The sequence below is a fragment of the Bradyrhizobium sp. CSA207 genome (genome assembly GCF_029051685.1).
In the GTDB taxonomy this organism is placed as follows: domain Bacteria; phylum Pseudomonadota; class Alphaproteobacteria; order Rhizobiales; family Xanthobacteraceae; genus Bradyrhizobium.
This window is the reverse complement of record NZ_JAACFT010000022.1, coordinates 74,366-96,271: the sequence shown is the minus strand read 5'-3', so window position 1 is coordinate 96,271 and position 21,906 is coordinate 74,366. Positions and strand designations below refer to the sequence as shown.

Below are 21,906 nucleotides of genomic sequence, written 5' to 3'. Positions count from 1 at the left end.
GCTTGTTTGGTTGCGTAATTGGAAAGAATAGCGATGCGTAATGCGTTGGGCCTGATGCTGGCCAGTGTAGTTGCGGCGGTCGTGATCGCCGCCGGCGGTTGGTTTTATTATTCCTCGCGCGCCGAACAGGGCGCCCCCAAGACAACGGCCGCCCGTGCCGCCGATCCTCTGCCGGCACCGGCCAAACTTGCCACCAGGGATGACGTCGAGACCACCGCAGCGCTGGCGGGTAAGCCGACGGTCCTTGCCGCGGCGCCGGCCCCGGCCGCCCCGGTGCAACAGAAGTCGACCTGCACCAATCCAAACGCGCTCGGCGTGGCTCGGGTGGTCGAGATCGACACCACCGGCGGCCCGGGCTTCGGCTTCGAGCACTTCAAGCAGTTTGATTTCCTCACCGACAAGGAGGTCGTGCTGACCTTCGACGACGGTCCGTGGCCGGTCAACACGCCCGCGGTGCTGAAGGCGCTCGCGGATGAATGCACCAAGGGGCTGTTCTTCTCGGTCGGCAAGCACGCGACCTACCATCCGGAAATCCTGCGCCAGGTGCTGGCCCAGGGCCACACGGTCGGCACCCACACCTGGTCGCATGTCAACCTGAACAGCAAGAAGATGACCGAGAGCCAAGTCAAGGACGAGGTCGAGAAGGGTTTTAGCGCGGTGAGGTTCGCGCTCGGCACCAACCCGGCGCCGTTCTTCCGCTTCCCGCAGCTTCAGCACAATCCGGCGATGGTGACCTATTTCGGTACCCGCAACGTGGCGATGTTCTCGACCGACATCGACTCCTTCGATTTCAGGAAGGGCGCCACGCCGGAGAAGATCGTCGAGACCGTGATGACCAGGCTCGACAAGCTCGGCAAGGGCATCATCCTGATGCACGATTTCCAGAAGCACACCGGCGAAGCGCTGCCGACGCTGCTGGCGCGGCTCAAGGCCGGCGGCTACAAGATCGTGCAGATGAAGGCCAAGACGACCTTCCAGACGCTGCCGGAATATGACGAGGCGCTGCTGAAGGATCTGAAGGTGCCGACCTCGAGCGCGCGTCCGATCGCGAGCGTGGTGCAGACGGTCTCGCAGTAAGTGCGGACTGGATCGGTTTCCCATATGCGGATGGCCGGGCTCTTGCCCGGCCATTTGCTTTTGGAGAGAGCAGCCGCTTACCAGTAGATGCCGTGGTGGTGCAGCTCGCTGATGATGCGGCCCTCGGTCGAGGTGCGCTTGTGCTTCGGCTTGTCCGCCTTTGCCGTGGTGTTCGCGGCGGGAGCCGGCGCTGATGTTGACGTGGACGTCGTTGTTGCCGTCGACGGGGCAGGGGTCGTCGCCGCAGCAAGCGGGGCAAGCGAAACCAACGGCGGATGCCAGCCGGTTGCCTGGGCAGGACGCTTGTCGGTGACGATCGGATGAATTTGGACGCTGGTGCGCCATTCAGAATAAAATTACGAACTCCTATACAATTGAGATTGCTACGTAATTTGTGGGGTGAGTTCGCGATGACACCCTCGGACAGTCTTCGTATACCGAAAAAGTGAGCCAGGCCCGATGAGCAGGGGAACGTCACCAAATGACGGCTTCCACACGTTGACAAGAAGAGGGCCGAACGGCTGCTCACACATCGATCATCACCCCAGCCAAGCCACTCCTCTTGATATTGTGGCCTTCGATCGTCATCTACTCTTGATATTGTGGTCTTTGGTCACCATCTTCCCTCCAAGGGAAGTGCGGAAGCATCCCTGGTTCTCCAGCGGTTGTACATGACCTCCCAGGAGGAGGACGCCATGTTGCGATACATTCGCCTGGCGACCATGAGCCTGCTTGTCACTCTCATACCGACCGCGGCCAGCGCCGTTGGGCCCTGCGCTTCTCGGTCCGAATTCATTGCCATCCTCAAGGACAACCTCGGCGAGATTAAAGCTGGCCACGGATTATCCAACCGAGGCCATCTCGTGGAGGTATTCGTTTCGCCGGCAGGCAGCTGGACAATACTCTTGTCGCAGCCTGACGGTCTGTCGTGCATTGTCGATGCCGGCGAAGGTTGGGCGATGGTGCCTGCCCAGTCACGCGAAACGCTACAGCTTCCGCACTTGGCGGTCCCTGGTCAGGCGCCCGCGCGGCGCGTCCGGCTCCGTTAATCGCATTCGAGCACAGCCGGGCTCTAACAATCTCTGGTCGTCGCCGGGTGACGCTCATTCTGGACAAGATTTGGAGCCCCGCTTTGTCATTCTCCCGAACAGCTCACCGGGACCGTGCTATATTTTGCACTGGAGCGAAAGCACAGCATCGATGCACGGCAGCTGCGCTCCGCTCCACTAAAACGCACATCACATGGGAGGTACGCCATGACGCAGGTGTTAGCTCTCTCATTAAGTATCGCCGTTCTCGGAGGCATTTGGGCATTTCTCGCACTTGGGCCCTTGAGCGGTTTCGTCCTCGTGTGGGCGGGCTTCATTGGCTGGGGGTGCTTCTTCCACAGCGGCGCCAACACCAATGCACTCGTCAAAACGATCGTCGGCAATGCCTATGGTGCGCTGGTCGCATGGGTCGCTCTGTTGATTATCGTCAACGTCCCGGTCCCTGGTTTAGGATCGGTCTGGCCAGCGATCGTCGTCGGCGTCACTGTGTTCTTCCTGGTGATCGTCGCCTCGATCGATCTGCTGTCCGTGGTGCCGGCCAACGTCTACGGTTACGCTGCGCTTGTAGCGTACTCGCTGCACCAGCCATCCGCCGCGCCGGCCACCGGCCCATTGCAGAACCTGGTCTCGCCCTCCTTCGCCAACCCGCTGGTCTTGCTGATTGTCTCGATGGTGATCGGAGCCCTGTTCGGCTATGCCTCGGACCAGCTCGCGAAGGCGCTGCCCACAAGACAGACGACCAGGGCGTCCGCATAACCGAGGCACAGCGTTTTGTGCCTGGTCCAATTCCGGCATCGACTTGGCCTAGCTGGGTCGAGGGATGACGGTCGCGGCGTTCGGTTCGCGACAATGTTCGGGAAATGGTGCCGCAAGAGGGATTCGAACCCCCGACCCCGTCATTACGAATGACGTGCTCTACCAACTGAGCTATTGCGGCGAACCCTGCCGGGCCTGGGCAATGCCGGCCCCGATACGCGCGCCCCTGATATCGGGCACGGCCCGAATTGGCAAGGACAAGCGGGGCCCGAAATGCGGCTCACGCGCCCCAGCGGGACCAGAATCCCCGCCAGCCGCCGGCCTGGGCCGTTGCATGGGCCCTGGGCGTGCCGATTTGTTCCGTAAATTCATCGCTCGGACCCTCGTCATCGATGCCGGGATCGTCCGGAGCGCGGATGATCGGAATGACGGCGGGGATCGGCACGGGTGCCGGTTTGCCGAGATCGGCACGGGTCCGAAACACCGGTGTTGCCGCGGGCGGCGATGATTCGGCGGGCTCGGCGGCCGGTTTGGCCGGCTCGGCGGTGACCACCGTCTCCTCTTTGGCCTTCAGGGGTGAATTGTCCTGCTCGGCGGGCGCTGGCGCAGCTGCGACCGGTTCCACATTGCTCTCGCTCACGACCGTCACTCGCTTCGGCGGTGGGGCCGCGAGCATCGCTTCCTCGAAGGCTGAGGACTCGATCATGGTACTTCTGTCGGAGGGCAGGCTGGCAACCGGCGTCTGCCACTGGAACGCGTCGAGTCGGCCGGTGACCGGGGACACCGGGCGCCAGCGGTCGCTGACATAGCCGTCCGCGGTCCAGGCCGGATCGTGGCGGGCGCGGACCGCACGCAAGGTCCAGGCGCGGGCGCGGCCGCCATCGCCATGCTCGGTACGCTCGATCTCGGCCATCAGCAGGGCCACACGCTGGGTCGGATCGTTGACATAAGGCGCGAGCGCCTCGCGCGCGCGGGCGAATTCCGAGGCATCGATCGCGGCACGCGCGATCGCGAGCTGGCCTTCGACGTAGCCGGGCTTGTCAGCGGGGATTTTGGCCGCGAGCGTCTCGACGCGCTGCAGGCGCTGGCGCGCAGCATCGCCGAGCTTCACATGCGCATAGGCGTCGGCAAGGTCGGGATGCGGATTGGCGAGCCAGGCCGCCTCGACCAGCTTCATGGCGCGGCGCACCTGGTGCGCCTCGCTCTCGAATTTCGCGGCAAGCACCGCAGCCGGCACCAGCGTCGGCGCGAGCTTGACGGCCTCCATCACGCTTTCGCGCGCGACGTCGCGGTCCATGGTTTCCAATTCCAGCGCACGCGCCGTGAGCAGCACGCCGCGCTGCCGGCGATAAGCCTGCTTGTCGATCAGGCCCGCGGCCAGGTTCGAATCGAGAATCCCGAGCGCGCCGCTCCAGTCGCCCTGCGCGCAGCGGAAGCCGAGCACTGCATGAGAGGCCCAGGTCGGGGACGGCGACAGCTTGATCGCTTCCTCCGCGATCATCACGGCGCCGACCGCATCGTCGGCGCGCTGCGCCTCGATGAACAGGCCGCGCAGGCCGAGCAGCCGCGTATCCTCGCGCTCGGCCATGGCGCGGAAGGCGCGCTGCGCCTCGTCGCGATTGCCCTCGAGCTGGGCCGATTGCGCATGCAGGAGCAGCGCGAGCGGGTCGTTCGGCGCATGCCGCCGCGCCGCCTGCGCGTGCCGGCGGGCGAGCGCGGTGTCGCCATGGCCGATCGCCAGCAGGCCGTGGGTGATGGCGTGGCGACCGCGCGCGTGACGCTTTTCGTGGCGGCGGCGGCGCAGGCGTCCCGGCGTACGCCAGATCATTGTCAGCATGCTCCAGACAAGCACGACCGCCGCGGCAAAGAGGCCAAGCAAAAACACGAACCTGGGAAGCGTCGTTGAGGCGCGGAAACCGCCCGCGGTCAGGACGAGATCGCCGGGCTGGTCGGCAACCCAGGCCGCGCCGGCCGCTGCCAGCGCGATCAGAACGAGGAACAGGACGATGCGAAGCATGGCGATCCCTATACGCGCAGATTGTTGCGCGAATCTTATTGAGCGGGCTTGGCGAGATCCGCCATGGCATCGTCGGCGAATTTGCGGGACGCGGCGAGCGCGGCATCGCGCGCATTGGCCTTGTCCAGCCAGGCTTGCGCCGGGGCGAGATCGGCCTCAGGCAGCGCCTTCAGCTCGCGCCGCGCCTCGACGAAATCGTTGCGGAGCGCCGCCGCCGTAACCCGCGCGACGATGGCGCCGCGATCGTTGCCGACGCCGTCGGTGCGCTCGATACGAACCAGCTTTGACGCGCCGGCCTGAAGGCGCTCGACGAGAGCGGCACCGCTGGCTGGCGCCCCCGCCGGCGGTGACAGTTTTGGCACGATGTTGAGGAGTTCGCGGCTTAGAGCGACCGGCGTCGGGATGCCTGACGACGCAAATACCTCGAGCGGCTTCAGCATGCCGGGATCGGCCGCAAGCGACCGCGCCGCGGCAAGCTGCGACGCATAGGGGTCGCCATGGCGAACGGCGACATCGAGCAGGGTTGCCGCCACGACATGGCGCAGCGGCTTGTCATCCATCGTCTTCGCGCTGGCGATCTTCTCGCCCTGTTGCGCAAGCTCGGCCCGCTCGGACTTGCCGGCGCGTTCGAGCTGGGTGATGCGATCGTTGAGCGCGGCGAGATCGGGAGACGTGGCCCCGTCCCGCGGCGCCGATTTCACGTCGTTCAACGCGCTCGCGGTCTTGTCGGACTGCGCCCGCAGATTGGCGATGTCGCCGCGCAAGGCGCCAAGGGATTTTTCCAGCGCGTCGATCCGCGCGACCATCACCGGATCGGCCGCGGGCTTGCCGGCCTTGGCTTCGACAATTGCGACGCGCCCGCTCAGGGCATCGACAGTCGCGCTCGTCACTTGCGGAGCGGCGGGCGGCGCCTGCACCGCAGGCCAGCCCAGCATCCAGCCGACCGCGATCACGATCGCTGCCGCCACCGCGCCGGAGATTGGCGCAACGACCCAGGGCGACACCGGTGTGGACGCGATGGCGGCCTGCGCCTCGCTGCGCTCGGGCGCGGCTTCAGCCTGCTCGGATTTTGCCTGTTCAGGCTCGGCGTGGTCAGCCGCGGGCTGAGCCTCCGGCTCGCCAGCAGCGTCCTGCGGCTGGGTGGAGACTTCGGTCGCCTCGAGGTCGATGGTGGGCGGGGCGCGCTTGGCGCGGCCGGGCTCGGGGGCCAATCCTGCATCCTCAGGCTTGTCGTCGGCCATCGTGACGGTTCCTCAAACTTACATGCCCTGCACGGATCTTCGGGCGGACCCGATTTCGCCGGATTCGGCCGTCCTCTTACGCCAAACGGGTCCGCAAAGCACGCTCCAAGGCGTCAAACAGGGCATTTTCATCCGGCGTCGCCGCCACCAGAACCTGCGACGCACCGGCCTCGCGCAACACGCCCGCGACCGTCTCGGACAGGCAGCATTGCGGTATCGCCAGCGCCGAGATTTCGACACCCTCGTCCCGCGCCGCCTCCAGGAAGGCCCGCGCACTGCGGCGGGAGTAATGCAGCACCGCTCTTATTCCGTGGGCGGCAAACCCCTCGCAGACCTCGCGCGGCAGGTGCTTGACCGGGGTCATGCGATAAGTGGTCTGCGTGATCACATTGAATCCTTCGGCACCGAGCTCGCCGCCGAGATCACGCGACAAGTCCGCGCCTGCCAGATAGAGTAGCGTGCTTTTTTTCTTCACGACCTTGTCACGGGCGCTCTGCACCACCTTGTCGCGCAAAGCCGCGGCATCGCCGCCGGCGACGATCACCCGGGCGAAACCGGCATCGCGCGCGGCAGCAGCGGTGTGTTCGCCCACCGCGAACAGCGGCAGCCGTAACAGCTCGCGGTTCTGCAGTTGCGGCGCGACGGCGCGAATCGCGTTGGCCGAGGTGACGATAATGCCCGCATAATCGGCCTCGCTTTCATCATGGAAAGCGACCGGCTCGAACTTGAGCACCGGCGCAAACAGCACCGAATGGCCCCGTGCACGCAAACCTTCCGCCGTCGCCTCATTGTCGGATTGCGGCCGTGTGACAAGAATGGACATCGCTCGTGTTCCCCGGCGCATCGTCGTGACGCTTCCCACAAGGACGGCTGCGCGCGACAATTGCGCAGGGCGCCCCCGGAATGCTACCGGACGTACCAGAACTCTGCTTTACGGATCAGCGCAAGGGCGCAAATTGGACAGCAATTCGCCAATGCTGGTACTCGGCATCGAAACCACCTGCGACGAGACCGCCGCGGCGGTGATCGAGCGCGCGCCCGACGGCCGCGGCAAGATTCTGTCCAATATCGTGCGGTCGCAGGTCGAGGAGCATGCCCGTTTCGGCGGCGTCGTGCCGGAGATCGCCGCGCGAGCCCATGTCGACCTGCTCGACGGCATCATCGACCGGGCCATGCGCGAGGCCGGCATCGGCTTCGCCCAGCTGAGCGGCGTCGCAGCCGCCGCAGGTCCCGGGTTGATCGGCGGCGTGATTGTCGGGCTCACCACCGCCAAGGCGATTGCAATGGTGCATGATACCCCCCTGGTCGCGGTGAACCATCTGGAGGCCCATGCGCTGACGCCGCGCCTGACCGACGGTATCGAATTTCCCTACTGTCTGTTTCTCGCTTCCGGGGGCCACACCCAGATCGTCGCGGTCACCGGCGTCGGTCAGTATGTGCGGCTCGGCACCACCGTTGACGATGCGATCGGCGAGGCCTTTGACAAGGTCGCGAAGATGCTCGGTCTGCCCTATCCGGGCGGCCCGCAGGTCGAGCGCGCGGCGGCGAGCGGCGATGCCACGCGCTTTGCGTTGCCGCGGCCGATGCAGGGACGCCCCGATGCCAATTTCTCGCTGTCGGGATTGAAGACCGCCGTGCGCAACGAAGCGAGCCGGATCACGGAGATCACGCCGCAGGATGTCAGCGACCTCTGCGCCAGCTTCCAGGCCGCCGTGCTGGACTCGACGGCCGACCGGCTGAGCGTCGGCCTGAGGCTTTTCCGTGAACAGTTCGGCCCACCGCATGCGTTGGTGGCCGCTGGAGGCGTCGCCGCCAATCAGGCGATCCGCGGCGCCTTGCATGACGTTGCCAAGCAGGCACAGACGCAACTGATCATGCCGCCGCCCGCACTCTGCACCGACAATGGCGCGATGATCGCCTGGGCAGGTGCCGAACGTCTCGCGCTCGGCATGACCGACACGATGGACGCGCAGCCCCGCGCGCGCTGGCTGCTCGACGCCAACGCCACGGCACCGGCAGGCTACGGCAACACCCGTGCGGGATTCTAGCGATGGAGGCCTTCCAATCCGTCGCGGTGATCGGTGCGGGCGCGTGGGGTACGGCGCTGGCGACAGTGGCGGCGCGCGCCGGGCGAAACGTGACACTCTGGGCGCGCAACGCCGAGCACGCCACGCGCATCGCTTCGACCCGCGACAATCCACGGCTGCCCGGCGTGCGGCTTGCGCCCGAGATCATCGTCACGAGCGAACTTGCTGTCGCCGCACGCGCGGACATCCTGCTGGTCGCCACTCCCGCGCAGCATCTGCGCGGCACGGTCAACATGCTGGCCTCGCACATCGCACAGCCGACGCCGGTCGTGGCCTGCGCCAAGGGCATCGAGCACGGCACGCACAAATTCATGACCGACGTGATCACCGAGGCCGCAGCCCGCGCGCAACCGGCGATCCTGTCAGGGCCGAGCTTTGCCGACGACGTCGCGCGCGGCTTGCCCACCGCGGTGACGCTGGCGGCGAAGGATGAAGCCCTGGCCAGTGCGCTGGTGCAGGCACTGGGCTCGCCGACGTTCCGGCCCTATCACTCCACCGATATCCGCGGCGTCGAGATCGGCGGCGCGGCCAAGAATGTGCTGGCAATCGCGGTCGGCATCGCCGTCGGGCGCAAGCTCGGCGCCTCCGCCCAGGCCGCGCTCACGACCCGCGGCTTTGCCGAACTTTCACGGCTGGGCCGCGCGCTCGGCGCGCGCAGCGAGACGCTTGCCGGCCTTTCCGGTCTCGGCGACCTGATCCTGACCTGTTCGAGCCCGCAGTCGCGCAATTTCGCACTCGGCCTCGCACTCGGCCGCGGCGAGCAACCGCCCGCCGGCAAGCTTGCCGAGGGCGAGTTCACCGCACCTGTGCTGATCGAACTCGCAGCTTCGCAAAACATCGAGATGCCGGTATCAGAAGCGGTCGCGGCGATCTTGAGCGGCAGGAGCACGATCGATGCTGCGATCGACGGACTGTTGACGCGCCCCTTCAAGGCAGAGGAATGAACATGGCGTACTGGCTGGTGAAATCCGAACCATCGGTGTGGTCCTGGGACCAGCAGGTGGCGAAGGGCGCCAAGGGCGAGGCCTGGACCGGCGTGCGCAATTTCACCGCGCGCCAGAATCTCGTGAACATGAAGAAGGGCGACAAGGCGTTCTTCTATCATTCCAACGAGGGCAAGGAGATCGTCGGCATCGCGGAAGTCGTCAAAGAGGCCTATCCGGACCCGACCGACAAGACCGGAAAATTCGTCTGCGTCGACATCAAGGCGGATAAGCCGCTGAAGACGCCGGTGACGATGGCCGCGGTCAAGGCCGAAAAGAAGCTCGCTGACATGGCGCTGGTGAAATATTCGCGCCTGTCGGTGCAGCCGGTGACGGCGGAGGAGTGGAAGCTCGTCTGCAAGATGGGCGGGCTTTAATCGAAGCTGCTGTAGCCCGGATGGAGCGAAGCGCAATCCGGGAAAGTCTTCGTGTGGCACGATCCCGGATTTCGCTTCGCTCCATCCAGGCTACGGTCCGTACTCAACTCTCCGGCAGCGCAAAGACCTCGCATGGCGCGGCGATGCCGCGTAGCGAATGCATCCCGAGCGTGACCAAGGGGATGTCCGTCTCGGCAGCAAGCGTCCCCGACACCAGCACGGTTTGGCCAAGCGGCTTGCATAATCCTTCGAGCCGGCTGGCAAGGTTGACGGCGGGGCCGATCGCCGTGAAGTCCAGTCGATCGGCGGCACCGATATTGCCCCACAACATCTCGCCAAGATGCAGCGCGGCGCCGAATGCCAGAGGTGGCAGGCCCTGGCTGCGACGCTCTTCATTGAGATGGGCCATTCCGGCTTTGGCCGCGCCTGCCGCACGCAAGGCTGAATCACAGGCGCGTCGCCGCTCCGCGTCGACCACCGGGAAGATCGCCAGCACGCCGTCGCCGATGAATTTCAGCACCTCTCCGCCGAAGGCGTGAACCGCACCGGCGATGCGGTCGAACCAGGCGTCGAGCGCCGCGATGACATCGGCGGGCGGATTGGTCTCCGACAATGTCGTGAAGCCGCGCAGGTCGGCATAGAGGAGCGCAGCCTGGATGGTCTCGCCGAGGTCGCGCCGCAACGGCGCCGCCAGCACCCGCGCAGCGCTGCGTTTGCCAAGATAGGCATCCAGCGTCGCCCGCAACGTGGCGCGCGCGGCGAGCAGAGCGAGCGGCGTCGCGGCAAAGCGCGCGGCCTGGCGCAGTTGGTGGATTTCGCGTGGGGTGAATGGACGCGGCCCGATCCAGCCGAGCACCGGCCCATCGTGCCGGCCAACGACGTCTTCGTGCACCTCGCCGCGCGCGGTGCCCCGCAGCCAACGGCGACCGGCATCGTTGGGCGGGTCGGGCGCCAACCCGCCGGGGGCAAAGCCCAGCGCTTCGATCACCTGGCCGCCCTCGGCGCGCCACAACCAGGTCCGCTTCGCGATCAGCGGATGCGGCACCTCCAGCGTCAGGGCGCCGGCCGCAAGCGGCACGCCGTCGGCGACCAGATGGGCGCCGAGTTCCGCGAGCAGACGGTCGGCCCCGGCAGCATCGGAGGCGGCGTCGACAAGCCAGGCGAGGGTCGGGGAGAGTTGCATGGCCCCGATGATGGCGAAGACAGGCCCGCTTTGTCACGGGCAATCCTTGACGAGCCGCTTTGGCGCCGCCATGTGCCAGGGTCAGCCCAGGGATGATCGCCAATGACCGAACCGTTCGTAGTGCGCCGCGAGACCCAGATTGCGGCTCCGCGGGCCACCGTTTTCGCCTATTTGACTGATCCCGAGAAAATCCTGAGCTGGATGGGGTCCGATGCGACCACGGAGCCGCATCCGGGCGGGCTCTATCTGCTCAAGGGCATCGGCCCGCGCGGCGGCGTCGCCCGCGGCGCCTTCCGCGAGGTCGTGCCGGTGCATCGTCTGGCCTACACGTTCGGATGGGAGGCCGGCCAGGAGGTGCCACCGGGCTCGAGCCTGGTCGAGATCGATCTGATCGAACGCGACGGCGGCACGCTGCTCCGCATGACCCATAGCGGCTTGCCGACCGAAGAACAGGCAGCCGCCCACGCCAAGGGGTGGGCGCACTATCTGGGACGCCTCACGATTGCAGCTGCGGGTAGCGATCCGGGTCCCGACAAGGGTTTGGCCGACGAGGCTTAGCGAGGCGGGGCTTAGACCGCCGCTGTCGCAACCACCTGCGCCAGAAGCTGCTCGCGCCTCGCCTGTGAGCGCTGGCCTTTCATGGTCGCGGCGAAGCGTTCGAGGATGCCGTCCTCGAACGCGGTGACGATGGTGTCGTGGACGTAGCTCTTGCGGCAGATCGCAGGCGTGTTGGAGAGCTTGTCGGCCGCGGCGCGGATCGCGTCCAGCACCTGCTTCTTGCGGCCGCGCTGGCTGATCGCCGGCGTGATCCGCGACAAGGATTCCACCACGGCCGCGGAAGCCATCAGAGTGCGGAAATCCTTCAGCGATATCTTGATGCCAGCGATTTCGCGCAGGAACGCGTTCACCTGCGTGGTGTTCACGGCGCGCACGGTGCCGAAGGCATCGCGATACTGGAACATGCGCTTGCCCGGCACGCCCTGCAGAATGCCGATGGCGCGCACCAGCTTGGCGGCGTCGCATTCCTTCCGCACCGCCTTGCCGCCCTTCGCCTTGAACGCCAGGACGAAACAGTCGTCTTCCAGCGAGACATTGGACTTCAGAAGCGTGGTGGCGCCGCGGGTGCCGTTGAGACGGGCATAGGATTCGTTGCCCGGGCGGATCGCGGTGCGCGCGATCAGCTCGATCACGGCCGACAGCGCGAACTCGCGCGTCGGCTCGTCGCCCGACAGGAACATCGAGACCTTGCGCCGGATTTTTGGCAAGGCACCGACGAGCTTTTCCAGCCGATGCGCCTTGCGCTGCTCGCGGACCTTTTCCCAATCGGCATGATAGCGATATTGCAGCCGGCCCGCGGCATCGCGCCCGACCGCCTGGAGATGCGAGCTCGGATCGGCCGAATAACGCACCTCGCGATAGGCCGGCGGCACCGCCATGGAATGCAGCCGGCGGATGGTGCGGGCATCGCGGATATGGGCGCCGTTGGGACGGACGAAGGAATAGCCCTTGCCGCGCTTGATGCGCCGGATCGTCAGCTCGTTCTGGTCGCCGAGCCGCAGCCCCAGTTCCCGGGCGAGCGCCTCGACCGTCGCCGCGGGCGCCGTATCGAAGGCCTTTTTCGGGCTGGGACGCCTGAAACCAGACGGTTTCGGCCATTGTCCGAGGGCTTTGGCCAGTGCAATAGCGGCAGGATCGGCTGAAGCGGGCCGTATCGTCCCGAGATTCTGCTGATCCATCATAATGTTATGCCTTAGCCCTGCCCGTTGTCGGTCAATGCCGCTGTTCTGATTCTTGTTCCAAGGGTCTCTGTGGACCCAGGTTGGCCATTTAGGGTGTTCCGAACCGTATTGCGAGTCCCGAATCGGTGAGGGGCGGTTTCTAAATACCGTCCGCAGGTGCATGGGGCCCTGCGGAGGGCCATTCCAGGGATTTGGGTAAAGACCCGAAAGGCGGGCTCCAGCCTGTTTCAGATCTGCGACAGTCACACTTGGCCACCTTGATCCTTCGCATGGCCGACGGACCGCCGAAGGTCCAGCTTGTGCTCCTTGTCGGGCACGGTTAGCCCGACGCATAATCAGTTCAAGATCAAATCGGCTTGCCAGTCGCTTGCGCTCGGCTTGCCGTATGTGGAGGGAAAAGAAACATGTCCGAGAAGATCTACGACGTCTCTGCGGAGTGGGCGAAGCGCGCCTGGATCGACCAGGCCAAGTACAAAGAGATGTACGCCCGCTCGATCTCGGACCCGAACGGATTCTGGGCCGAACAGGCCAAGCGCATCGACTGGATGAAGGTGCCGACTAGAATCGAGGACGTCTCGTTTGCACCCGGCAACATCTCGATCAAATGGTTCGAGGACGGCGTCCTCAACGTCGCCCATAACTGCATCGACCGGCATCTTCACAGCCGCGCCAATCAGACCGCAATCATCTGGGAAGGTGACGATCCCTCGCAATCCCGGCACATCACCTACAAGGAGCTGCACGACGAGGTCTGCCGGATGGCCAACATCCTGCGCACCCGCAATGTCAAGAAGGGTGACCGCGTCACCATCTATCTGCCGATGATTCCGGAAGCCGCCTACGCGATGCTGGCCTGCGCGCGGATCGGCGCGATCCACTCCGTGGTGTTTGCCGGCTTCTCGCCCGACAGTCTCGCCCAGCGCATCAACGACTGCCAGTCCAAGCTGATCATCACCGCCGACGAAGGCCTGCGCGGCGGCAAGAAGGTGCCGCTGAAGGCCAATGTCGACGCGGCGCTCGCCAAGGCCGACGGCGTCGACTGGGTCGTCGTGGTCAAGCGCACCGGCGGCAAGATCGACATGAACCCGACGCGGGACCTCTGGTATCACGAGGCCGCGGCGATGGTGACGACCGAATGCCCGGCCGAGCACATGCACGCCGAGGACCCGCTGTTCATCCTCTATACGTCGGGCTCGACCGGCCAGCCCAAGGGCGTGCTGCACACATCGGCCGGCTATCTCGTGTTCGCCGCGATGACGCACCAATACGTCTTCGATTATCACGACGGCGATATCTACTGGTGCACCGCCGATGTCGGCTGGGTCACCGGCCACAGTTACATTCTCTACGGGCCCCTGGCCAACGGCGCGACCACGCTGATGTTCGAGGGCGTGCCGAACTACCCGGACAATTCCAGGTTCTGGAGCGTCATCGACAAACACAAGGTCAACATCTTCTACACCGCGCCGACCGCGATCCGCGCACTGATGCAGTCCGGCGACGAGCCCGTGAAGAAGACCTCGCGTGCCAGCTTGCGCCTGCTCGGCTCGGTCGGCGAGCCGATCAATCCGGAAGCCTGGGAGTGGTATCACCGCGTTGTCGGCGACGACCGCTGCCCAATCGTCGACACCTGGTGGCAGACCGAGACCGGCGGCATCCTGATCACGCCGCTGCCGGGCGCGACCAGGCTCAAGCCGGGTTCGGCGACGCAGCCGTTCTTCGGCGTTGCGCCTGAAATCGTCGATGCCGACGGCAAGGTGCTGGACGGCGAGACCACCGGCAATCTCTGCCTGACGCGGTCATGGCCGGGCCAGATGCGCACCGTCTATGGCGACCACGACCGCTTCGAGCAGACCTATTTCTCGACCTATAAGGGCAAGTATTTCACCGGCGACGGCTGCCGGCGCGACGCCGACGGCTATTACTGGATCACCGGGCGCGTCGACGACGTCATCAACGTCTCCGGCCACCGCATGGGCACCGCTGAGGTCGAGAGCGCCTTGGTGGCGCATGAGAAGGTGTCGGAAGCCGCCGTGGTCGGCTTCCCGCACGACATCAAGGGCCAGGGCATCTACGCCTATGTGACCCTGATGGCAGGCGTCGAGCCGACCGAGGAGCTACGCAAGGAGCTCGTCACCTGGGTGCGCAAGGAGATCGGCCCGATCGCCTCGCCCGACCAGATCCAGTTCGCCCCTAGCCTGCCGAAAACCCGCTCCGGCAAAATCATGCGCCGCATCCTGCGCAAGATCGCCGAGGACGAGCCGGGCAGCCTGGGGGACACCTCGACGCTGGCCGATCCCGGCGTGGTCGACGACCTCGTCAAGAACCGGCAGAACAAGAAGCAGGCGTCGGCCTAAGGCACGCTCTCGTGCCCCGGACACAGCGCAACGCACTTCAGCGGTGCGCTGCAGAGCCGGGGCCCATCTAGCCACACGCAAAGAACTGGGTCCCGGATCGGCGCTCCGCTTCGCTGCGCTTGTCCGGGACACGAGACCGCGTTTCGCGCCGCCCCCTGAACTAACAGCCGTTCACACCCCTCACACGCTTGTCAGGACGCGAGCCAGAGCCCGCGCATCTTTCCCGCCGAGTGTTGTTTTCAGGTTATTTACTTTATTTCGAACATTTCCTCTGTTCCGCCTGCTGGCTCGCCCTCGGCGGCCGCGCGTGGAAACCATCCGGTTAACAGGCGCGGTTAAGAATGTTCGGGCGAGCGGGCAATTGCCGGGTGCTGCGTAATTTTGGACGACCCGTTCGGGGCAAGGGGAAATATTGATGTCGATGCGGATCGCGCTGGCGCTGGCCGCCACCATCGGAGCAGGGGTCTCGATCTCTACGGCGGCGCAGGCGCGGCCGGAAATGGTGGGCACACACCTAGCTGACTATTCGCCGGGTACGATCGTGGTCAAAACCAGCGAGCGACGGCTCTATCTCATCCTCGATAACGGTCACGCCGTGCGTTATCCGGTTGGCGTCGGCAAATCCGGCAAGCAGTGGGCCGGCACCACCCGCATCGACGGCAAGTACCGCAACCCGGCCTGGTCGCCGCCCGCCGAGGTGAAGCGCGACAAGCCGAGCATCCCCGACGTCATTCCGGGCGGGTCGCCGCGCAATCCGATGGGCGTCGCCGCCATGACGCTGGCCGGCGGGGAATATGCTATCCACGGCACCAACGTGCCGGGCTCGATTGGCGGCTTTGTGTCCTACGGCTGCATCCGCATGCTCAACGATGACATCAGCGATCTCTACGGCCGCGTCTCCGTCGGCACGACGGTGGTCGTGGCGCGCTGATCGCCGGACATCAGATCAGGACAGCGAAAGCCGCGTCGGACGACGCGGCTTTTTATTGCCAGAAGCGCCAGCCCCGCGCGCACCAGCCGTCGCGATGACCGCCATTGTAGCTGCGCGCATAGCCGCCTGCGAGCAACACGGCCGAGACGTTGGCCGTGCGTTTGGTCGCGACGTCGGCGAGAACGCGTCCGTATTTGTCGGGGCCGAGATTGGAGATCGTGACGCCGCCCTGGCCGAGCAGGTCGCGGAGCGCGGCGGCGGCGGCTTCGGCCCTGTCGAGTTCTTCCTGGCAGGAGGCTTTCATCTCCGGTGCATCGATGCCGCGCAGGCGAACGCGCACGACGAGGTCGCGGCCATTGCGTTGATGCAGCCGCGCGAGGAAGGTGTCGCCGTCGATGGTGCGGATGACGTCGATCGTCTGGCGATTGTCGGGACTTCCTGCCTGCTGGAGGATGATCTCGGCGTCCTGCGGCCGGCCGTCGGTCGCATGCGGAACAGGCCAGTTCGTCCCATGACGGAAGATGAGCACGACGGCCAGCGCGATTCCCACAACGAACATCCACGGCAACAGCCCCGAGAACCGTCGACCAAACGGCGAGCCTCTGTACGAATGCCGAAATGGATGGCTGGGGTCGAAGCGCGACATCCGCGAACGCTAGGGCGGAGTCGGCCGGGCCGGCAAGAGAGTCCTCGAACCAGAGCTTCAAAAGTCCGAGGCGATGCCTTTGCGCTCCCAATCGCCGTAACGGGTGGGCTCGGGCCCCTTTGGCCCATGCAACTCCTTCGGCGCCGTATCGGCGTGGGCCGCAGCGGCCTGCCGGCGCGCTTCGGCTTCAGCCAGCGCGCGCTGGGCCGCCGGCGACAGTGGCTTGCGATGTGGAGCGGAGGGCTGATCACTCATGATCCGGGTTCCTAGCGCAAGACCGGAACGCGCGCGACGTCCAATAAAGCATCGCTGAAATGGCCATGCGGGGCTGTAAACACGAGAGGTCATTCTTACATTTGGCATATTCGCGTGCCACAGATCGATTGGTTAAGGCATGCGCCCCCTCGGCGGAACTGCCGCTCGCTAAGAACCTTAAGCCGCATGCCATCTCAACGTTTCGCCCCTCCATCCGAAGTGCCTGGTCTGGCAGCGCGGCGGATCGCTGCCGACATCGTCGACGGCGTGCTGCACAAGCGCCGGACGCTCGACGATCAGCTCGATGGCACCGGCGCCCATCCCGGACTGAAGACGCTCGCCGACCGCGACCGCGCCCTGATGCGACGCCTGGTCGCGACCATCCTGCGCCGGCTCGGCACACTCGGCCACGTGCTCTCGCGGCTGCTCGACAAGGGCATTCCATCCGAGGCACCGCGCGCGCAGAGCGCGCTTCTGATCGGCGCCGCCCAGATTCTCTGGATGGACGTGCCCGATCACGCGGCCGTCGACCTCTCCGTTCGCCTCGTGCAATCCGACCGCCGCGCCGCGCGCTATGCCGGCCTCGTCAACGCCGTGCTGCGCCGCTGCGCGCGTGAGGGCAAGGCGCTGGTGGAGGAGGTTGCCGCGCAATCGCTGGACCTGCCGCCCTGGCTGCTCGCGCGCTGGAGCGCGCATTACGGCGAGACGGTCGCAAGGGACATGGCGCTCGCGCTCGGCCACGAGCCTTCGCTCGATCTCACCGTGAAGTCGGACGCCGCGCAATGGGCGAGCCGGCTGCATGGCGAGGTGCTGCCGACCGGATCGGTGCGCACGGTGCTGCACGGCGCGGTGACCATGCTGCCCGGCTTCGCCGAAGGACAATGGTGGGTGCAGGACGCCGCTGCCGCGCTGCCGGCCCGGCTGTTCGGCGACATCGTCGGCAAATCCATCGCCGATCTCTGCGCCGCGCCCGGCGGCAAGACCGCGCAACTGGCGCAAGCCGGCGCGCGTGTTACCGCGATCGACCGCTCGCCCGCCCGTGTGGCGCGGCTGCGCGAAAACCTGGCGCGCCTGTCGCTGCAGGCCGAGACTGTCGTCGCCGACGCCGCGGAATGGGCCGGCCCGGCGGACGGTTTCGACGGTATCCTGATCGATGCGCCCTGCACGTCGACCGGCACGATTCGCCGTCATCCCGATGTGGCATGGCTCCGGCAGGAGTCCGACATCGCCGCGCTGACCGTGCTGCAGCAGCGGCTGCTGCGAAAATCCGTCTCGCTGCTCAAGCCTGGCGGAACGCTGGTCTATTGCACCTGTTCGCTGGAACCGGAGGAGGGCGAGCAGGCCATCGCCACGCTGCTCGCCGCAGAACCTGCGCTTCGGCGCGTGCCGATCGAAGCGTCCGAGGTCTTCGGCCTCGGCGAGATCATCACTGCCGACGGCGATCTGCGCACCCTGCCCAGCCATCTGCCGAACGCCGATCCAAAGCTCGGCGGGCTCGACGGATTTTATGCCGCCCGGCTCGTTAAATCCTGATTTTGCACCGGTTTTTACTCCCGCGACGCTGATTCGCGGCCTTTCAAGGTGGTGTCAGGCGCCCGATTTTGGGATTAAAAGGATTCGTCGGAATCCTCTCCCCCTACAAGGCAAGGCGTGTCGGTCGCTCAACGCAGACGTATCTCGACGCTGGTGATGAACCGCTTCGCGCGGAACATGCTCGCGCGCGCGAGCGGCGGCTCCGTGGCCCTGTCGCGGGTCTGGCCGGGCCGCACCGACCGGCTGATCATCGCGCCGCACGATTTGCGCACCGCGGATGCAACCCGCGCCGCCGAGATCTATGCCGGCCGCTTCGTCTTTGCCGGCAAGATCGTCAACTGTCACGGCCGCTCGATCTTCGATCTCGAGCCGCCGTCGGAAGATTGGGAGGTCGCGCTGCTCGGCTTCGGCTGGCTGCGCCATTTGCGCGCCGCCGACACCGCGCTGACGCGGGCGAATGCGCGTTCGCTGGTCGAGGACTGGATCGCCAACCCGGCCAACAAGCGCCGTCCGGTCGCGCGGCGCGCCGACGTGCTGGCGCGGCGCGTGATTTCGCTGCTGTCGCAGGCGCCGCTGGTGCTCAACGAAACCGACAACAAATTCTACCGCCGCTATCTGCGGGCGCTGGCGCGCGAGATCCGCTTCCTTCGCTACACCATGCTCAATATTGCGGACGGGGTGCCGAAGCTCCAGGTGCTGATCGCGCTGTGCTACACGGCGCTCTGCCTCGCCAACCAGGCGAAGCACATCCGCAGCGCGTCGAAAAAACTCTCGGACGAGCTGCAGCGGCAGATCCTGCCCGATGGCGGCCACATCTCGCGCAACCCGGGCGCGCTGATCGAGCTCCTGATCGACCTGTTGCCGCTGCGGCAGACCTTTGCCGCGCGCAATATCGCGCCGCCGCCGGCGCTTCTCAACGCGATCGACCGCATGATGCCGATGCTGCGCTTCTTCCGGCACGGTGACGGCAATTTCGCGCTGTTCAACGGCATGAGCGCGACGCCCTCGGACCTGCTCGCCACGCTGCTCGCCTATGACGACACCCACGGCGCGCCGATGGCGAACATGCCGCATACCGGCTTCCAGCGTCTCGATGCCGGGCAGACCACGCTGATCATCGATACCGGCCCGCCACCGCCGGCGGGCGTGAGCCACGACGCCCATGCCGGCTGCCTGTCGTTCGAATTGTCCTCCGGCATCAGCCGCATCGTCACCAATTGCGGCATGCCGACGACGGGGCGCGACAATTGGCGGCCGTTCGCACGCGGAACGGCTGCGCATTCGACGCTGACCTATCACGAAACCTCGTCATGCCAGTTCGTCGAAATGTCCGCGATGAAGCGGCTGCTGCGCGGCGCGCCTGTCGTCAGCGGGCCCGTCGAGGTCGAAAGCTATCGCGAGATCGTGCAGAACGGCACGCTGCTCACGGCCTCGCATGACGGCTACATGGCCAAGTTCGGTGCGATCCATCGCCGCGTGCTGATGGTCGCCAATGACGGTGGGCGGATCGACGGCGAGGACACGCTGTCGCCGCCGCAGGGTGGACGTTTCAAGGGCGGCGACGCCGATTTCGTGCTGCGCTTCCACCTGCATCCGGCGGTGAAGGCGAGCCGGCTCTCGGATGCCCGCGGCGTCATGCTGGTGCTACCCAACCGCGACGTCTGGACCTTCGAGGCGCTCGACGACAAGGTCGAGCTCGAGGACAGCGTGTTCCTGGCCGGCAATGACGGGCCGCGCCGCACCGCGCAGATCGTGATCCGCCAGGACGCCCGCCAGGCGCCCTCGATCCGCTGGAGCTTTGTCCGCTCCACCGCTTCGCCTGCCGTCACCAACGCCCGCCGCAACGCCCGGCGCGAGCCGGAACTTCCGCTGTAAACCGGCGCGGATCGGCATATCTAGTCGTTGAGACCGGCGCCGAAAGCTGCTATCGAGCGCTCGCTCGCGCGACTGGCGACCTTGGATGGAGCACCATCGGGAAGCGCGGGATATAAGAGCCGCGCGCCTGGGCATAGACACTCCTTAAGACAGAGGATCTTGCTCATGACTGACCATCCCCGCCGCGTCACCCGCGCCCTGCTTTCCGTTTCCGACAAGACCGGCCTGATCGAGTTCGCCCAGGCGCTTGCCGCCCATGGTGTCGAACTGGTTTCGACCGGCGGCACCGCCAAGGCGATCGCCGCGGCCGGCCTCAAGGTGCAGGACGTCTCCGAGCTCACCGGTTTTCCCGAGATGATGGACGGCCGCGTCAAGACGCTGCATCCGAAGGTGCATGGCGGCCTGCTTGCGATCCGCGACAATGCCGAGCACGCCGCGGCGATGAAGACGCACGGCATCGCGCCGATCGATCTGCTCGTCGTCAACCTCTACCCGTTCGAGGCGACCGTCGACAAAGGCGCCGGCCTCGAGGATTGCATCGAGAACATCGACATTGGCGGCCCCGCGATGATCCGCGCCGCCGCGAAGAACCATGACGACGTCGCCGTCGTGGTCGAGGCGCAGGACTATCAACCCGTGCTCGACGAGCTCGCCGCCAACAAGGGCGCGACCACGCTCAAACTGCGCCGGCGGCTTGCTGCCAAGGCTTATGCGCGCACCGGTGCCTACGATGCCGCAATCTCGAATTGGTTCGCGCGTCAGCTCGAGATCGATGCGCCCGACTTCCGCGCCTTCGGCGGCAAGCTGATCCAGTCGCTGCGCTACGGCGAGAATCCGCACCAGACCGCGGCGTTCTATTCGACGCCCGACAAGCGCCCGGGCGTCTCGACCGCGCGGCAGTTGCAGGGCAAGGAACTCTCCTACAACAATATCAACGACACCGATGCTGCGTATGAGTGCATCGGCGAGTTCGACGCCAAGCGCACTGCGGCCTGCGTCATCGTCAAGCACGCCAATCCCTGCGGCGTCGCGGAAGGCTCCGACCTCGTCAGCGCCTACCGCAAGGCGCTGGCCTGCGACTCCACCTCTGCCTTCGGCGGCATCATCGCGATGAACCGCGCGCTCGATGCCGACACCGCGCGCGAGATCACGAAAATCTTCACCGAGGTGATCATCGCGCCCGATGCCAGCGAGGAAGCGATCGCCATCATCGGCGCGCGCAAGAATTTGCGCCTGCTGCTCGCAGGCAGCCTGCCCGATCCGCGCGCGCCGGGCCTGACCGCCAAGACGGTTGCGGGCGGTCTGCTGGTGCAGAGCCGCGACAACGCCGTGGTCGACGACATGACTTTCAAAATCGTGACCAAGCGTGCGCCGACGGACGCGGAGATGCGCGACCTCAGGTTCGCGTTCCGCGTGGCCAAGCACGTCAAGTCCAACACCATCATCTACGCCAAGGACCTCGCCACCGTCGGCATCGGCGCGGGCCAGATGAGCCGGGTGGATTCGGCCCGGATCGCGGCGCGCAAGGCCCAGGATGCGGCCAATGAGCTGAAGCTCGCCGAACCGCTTACCAGGGGCTCGGTCGTGGCGTCGGATGCGTTCTTCCCGTTCGCCGACGGCATGCTCGCCTGCATCGAGGCCGGCGCCACCGCGGTGGTGCAGCCCGGTGGCTCGATGCGCGACGACGAGGTGATCAAGGCCGCCGACGAGCACGGCATCGCCATGGTGTTCACGGGCACGCGGCACTTCAGGCATTAAGCCTCACCGCGAGCGTAGCCCGGATGGAGCGAAGGCGAAATC

The 21,906-nt window shown here is 66.0% G+C and carries 19 protein-coding genes, 1 tRNA gene and 1 riboswitch; of the genes, 12 read left to right on the top strand and 8 right to left on the bottom strand.

Annotated features, from left to right (window positions below):
- The first annotated feature begins 33 nt into the window (after nucleotides 1-33).
- The 3 genes from GWG65_RS24580 to GWG65_RS24570 all read left to right on the top strand — a co-directional run bounded on the left by GWG65_RS24580 (nucleotide 34) and on the right by GWG65_RS24570 (nucleotide 2,882).
- The gene (locus tag GWG65_RS24580) at nucleotides 34-1,077 is read left to right on the top strand and encodes a polysaccharide deacetylase family protein (RefSeq protein WP_275198136.1); all 1,044 of its coding nucleotides are present in this window, start codon (nucleotides 34-36) and stop codon (nucleotides 1,075-1,077) included.
- Nucleotides 1,078-1,188: 111 nt separating this feature from the next.
- The gene (locus tag GWG65_RS24575) at nucleotides 1,189-1,401 is read left to right on the top strand and encodes a hypothetical protein (protein ID WP_275198202.1); all 213 of its coding nucleotides are present in this window, start codon (nucleotides 1,189-1,191) and stop codon (nucleotides 1,399-1,401) included.
- Between the two features lie 932 nt (nucleotides 1,402-2,333).
- Nucleotides 2,334-2,882 carry a DUF1097 domain-containing protein gene (locus GWG65_RS24570; RefSeq protein ID WP_275198135.1) on the top strand — a complete coding sequence of 183 codons (549 nt, stop codon included), beginning with the start codon at nucleotides 2,334-2,336 and terminating at the stop codon, nucleotides 2,880-2,882.
- Nucleotides 2,883-2,987: 105 nt separating this feature from the next.
- Here the strand turns inward: GWG65_RS24570 and GWG65_RS24565 are convergent.
- The 4 genes from GWG65_RS24565 to GWG65_RS24550 all read right to left on the bottom strand — a co-directional run bounded on the left by GWG65_RS24565 (nucleotide 2,988) and on the right by GWG65_RS24550 (nucleotide 6,963).
- Nucleotides 2,988-3,063: transfer RNA gene (locus tag GWG65_RS24565), tRNA-Thr, on the bottom strand.
- Between the two features lie 99 nt (nucleotides 3,064-3,162).
- Nucleotides 3,163-4,899, bottom strand: a complete 1,737-nt coding sequence (locus GWG65_RS24560) for a heme biosynthesis HemY N-terminal domain-containing protein (RefSeq protein WP_275198134.1) — start codon at nucleotides 4,897-4,899, stop codon at nucleotides 3,163-3,165.
- Nucleotides 4,900-4,934: 35 nt separating this feature from the next.
- Nucleotides 4,935-6,140, bottom strand: coding sequence for a hypothetical protein (locus GWG65_RS24555; protein WP_275198133.1), 1,206 nt, complete (start codon nucleotides 6,138-6,140; stop codon nucleotides 4,935-4,937).
- Nucleotides 6,141-6,216: 76 nt separating this feature from the next.
- A complete protein-coding gene (locus tag GWG65_RS24550) occupies nucleotides 6,217-6,963 on the bottom strand; it encodes a uroporphyrinogen-III synthase (RefSeq protein WP_275198132.1) in 747 nt (248 codons plus the stop codon).
- Nucleotides 6,964-7,114: 151 nt separating this feature from the next.
- Here GWG65_RS24550 and tsaD point away from each other — a divergent pair, with 151 nt between their 5' ends.
- From tsaD to GWG65_RS24535, 3 genes are read left to right on the top strand one after another with little or no spacing between them, the layout of a single operon-like run.
- Nucleotides 7,115-8,188, top strand: coding sequence for a tRNA (adenosine(37)-N6)-threonylcarbamoyltransferase complex transferase subunit TsaD (tsaD, locus tag GWG65_RS24545; RefSeq protein ID WP_275198131.1), 1,074 nt, complete (start codon nucleotides 7,115-7,117; stop codon nucleotides 8,186-8,188).
- Between the two features lie 2 nt (nucleotides 8,189-8,190).
- On the top strand, nucleotides 8,191-9,171 hold the full coding sequence (locus tag GWG65_RS24540; RefSeq protein ID WP_275198130.1) for an NAD(P)H-dependent glycerol-3-phosphate dehydrogenase: 981 nt from the start codon (nucleotides 8,191-8,193) through the stop codon (nucleotides 9,169-9,171).
- A gap of 2 nt (nucleotides 9,172-9,173) precedes the next feature.
- Complete coding sequence (locus tag GWG65_RS24535) at nucleotides 9,174-9,587, top strand: EVE domain-containing protein (protein WP_275198129.1); 414 nt, start codon at nucleotides 9,174-9,176, stop codon at nucleotides 9,585-9,587.
- Between the two features lie 103 nt (nucleotides 9,588-9,690).
- On the opposite strand, the gene GWG65_RS24530 is transcribed toward GWG65_RS24535, so the two are convergent.
- On the bottom strand, nucleotides 9,691-10,770 hold the full coding sequence (locus GWG65_RS24530; protein ID WP_275198128.1) for an adenylate/guanylate cyclase domain-containing protein: 1,080 nt from the start codon (nucleotides 10,768-10,770) through the stop codon (nucleotides 9,691-9,693).
- A gap of 102 nt (nucleotides 10,771-10,872) precedes the next feature.
- Here GWG65_RS24530 and GWG65_RS24525 point away from each other — a divergent pair, with 102 nt between their 5' ends.
- Nucleotides 10,873-11,328 carry an SRPBCC domain-containing protein gene (locus GWG65_RS24525; protein ID WP_275198127.1) on the top strand — a complete coding sequence of 152 codons (456 nt, stop codon included), beginning with the start codon at nucleotides 10,873-10,875 and terminating at the stop codon, nucleotides 11,326-11,328.
- A gap of 11 nt (nucleotides 11,329-11,339) precedes the next feature.
- Here GWG65_RS24525 and GWG65_RS24520 read toward each other — a convergent pair whose 3' ends face one another.
- Complete coding sequence (locus GWG65_RS24520) at nucleotides 11,340-12,509, bottom strand: DNA topoisomerase IB (protein ID WP_275198126.1); 1,170 nt, start codon at nucleotides 12,507-12,509, stop codon at nucleotides 11,340-11,342.
- A gap of 404 nt (nucleotides 12,510-12,913) precedes the next feature.
- Here GWG65_RS24520 and acs point away from each other — a divergent pair, with 404 nt between their 5' ends.
- Both acs and GWG65_RS24510 read left to right on the top strand, forming a co-directional pair.
- Nucleotides 12,914-14,866, top strand: a complete 1,953-nt coding sequence (gene acs, locus GWG65_RS24515; RefSeq protein WP_275198125.1) for an acetate--CoA ligase — start codon at nucleotides 12,914-12,916, stop codon at nucleotides 14,864-14,866.
- A gap of 415 nt (nucleotides 14,867-15,281) precedes the next feature.
- Complete coding sequence (locus GWG65_RS24510) at nucleotides 15,282-15,797, top strand: L,D-transpeptidase (RefSeq protein ID WP_275198124.1); 516 nt, start codon at nucleotides 15,282-15,284, stop codon at nucleotides 15,795-15,797.
- Nucleotides 15,798-15,849: 52 nt separating this feature from the next.
- Here GWG65_RS24510 and GWG65_RS24505 read toward each other — a convergent pair whose 3' ends face one another.
- Together GWG65_RS24505 and GWG65_RS24500 are read right to left on the bottom strand one after the other, a co-directional pair.
- On the bottom strand, nucleotides 15,850-16,443 hold the full coding sequence (locus GWG65_RS24505) for a thermonuclease family protein (RefSeq protein ID WP_275198123.1): 594 nt from the start codon (nucleotides 16,441-16,443) through the stop codon (nucleotides 15,850-15,852).
- Nucleotides 16,444-16,500: 57 nt separating this feature from the next.
- Nucleotides 16,501-16,698 (bottom strand): DUF1674 domain-containing protein, encoded by a 198-nt coding sequence (locus GWG65_RS24500; protein WP_275198122.1) that lies wholly within the window; start codon nucleotides 16,696-16,698, stop codon nucleotides 16,501-16,503.
- A 186-nt stretch (nucleotides 16,699-16,884) separates the two neighbouring features.
- Here GWG65_RS24500 and GWG65_RS24495 point away from each other — a divergent pair, with 186 nt between their 5' ends.
- The 3 genes from GWG65_RS24495 (at nucleotide 16,885) to purH (ending at nucleotide 21,864) form a co-directional block, all read left to right on the top strand.
- Entirely contained in the window at nucleotides 16,885-18,231 is a 1,347-nt protein-coding gene (locus tag GWG65_RS24495) for a transcription antitermination factor NusB (protein WP_275198121.1), read from the top strand.
- A gap of 156 nt (nucleotides 18,232-18,387) precedes the next feature.
- Complete coding sequence (locus GWG65_RS24490) at nucleotides 18,388-20,106, top strand: heparinase II/III family protein (RefSeq protein ID WP_275198198.1); 1,719 nt, start codon at nucleotides 18,388-18,390, stop codon at nucleotides 20,104-20,106.
- A gap of 58 nt (nucleotides 20,107-20,164) precedes the next feature.
- Nucleotides 20,165-20,246: riboswitch (ZMP/ZTP riboswitch) on the top strand.
- Nucleotides 20,247-20,271: 25 nt separating this feature from the next.
- Nucleotides 20,272-21,864, top strand: coding sequence for a bifunctional phosphoribosylaminoimidazolecarboxamide formyltransferase/IMP cyclohydrolase (gene purH / locus GWG65_RS24485; protein ID WP_275198120.1), 1,593 nt, complete (start codon nucleotides 20,272-20,274; stop codon nucleotides 21,862-21,864).
- Nucleotides 21,865-21,906: the final 42 nt, after the last annotated feature.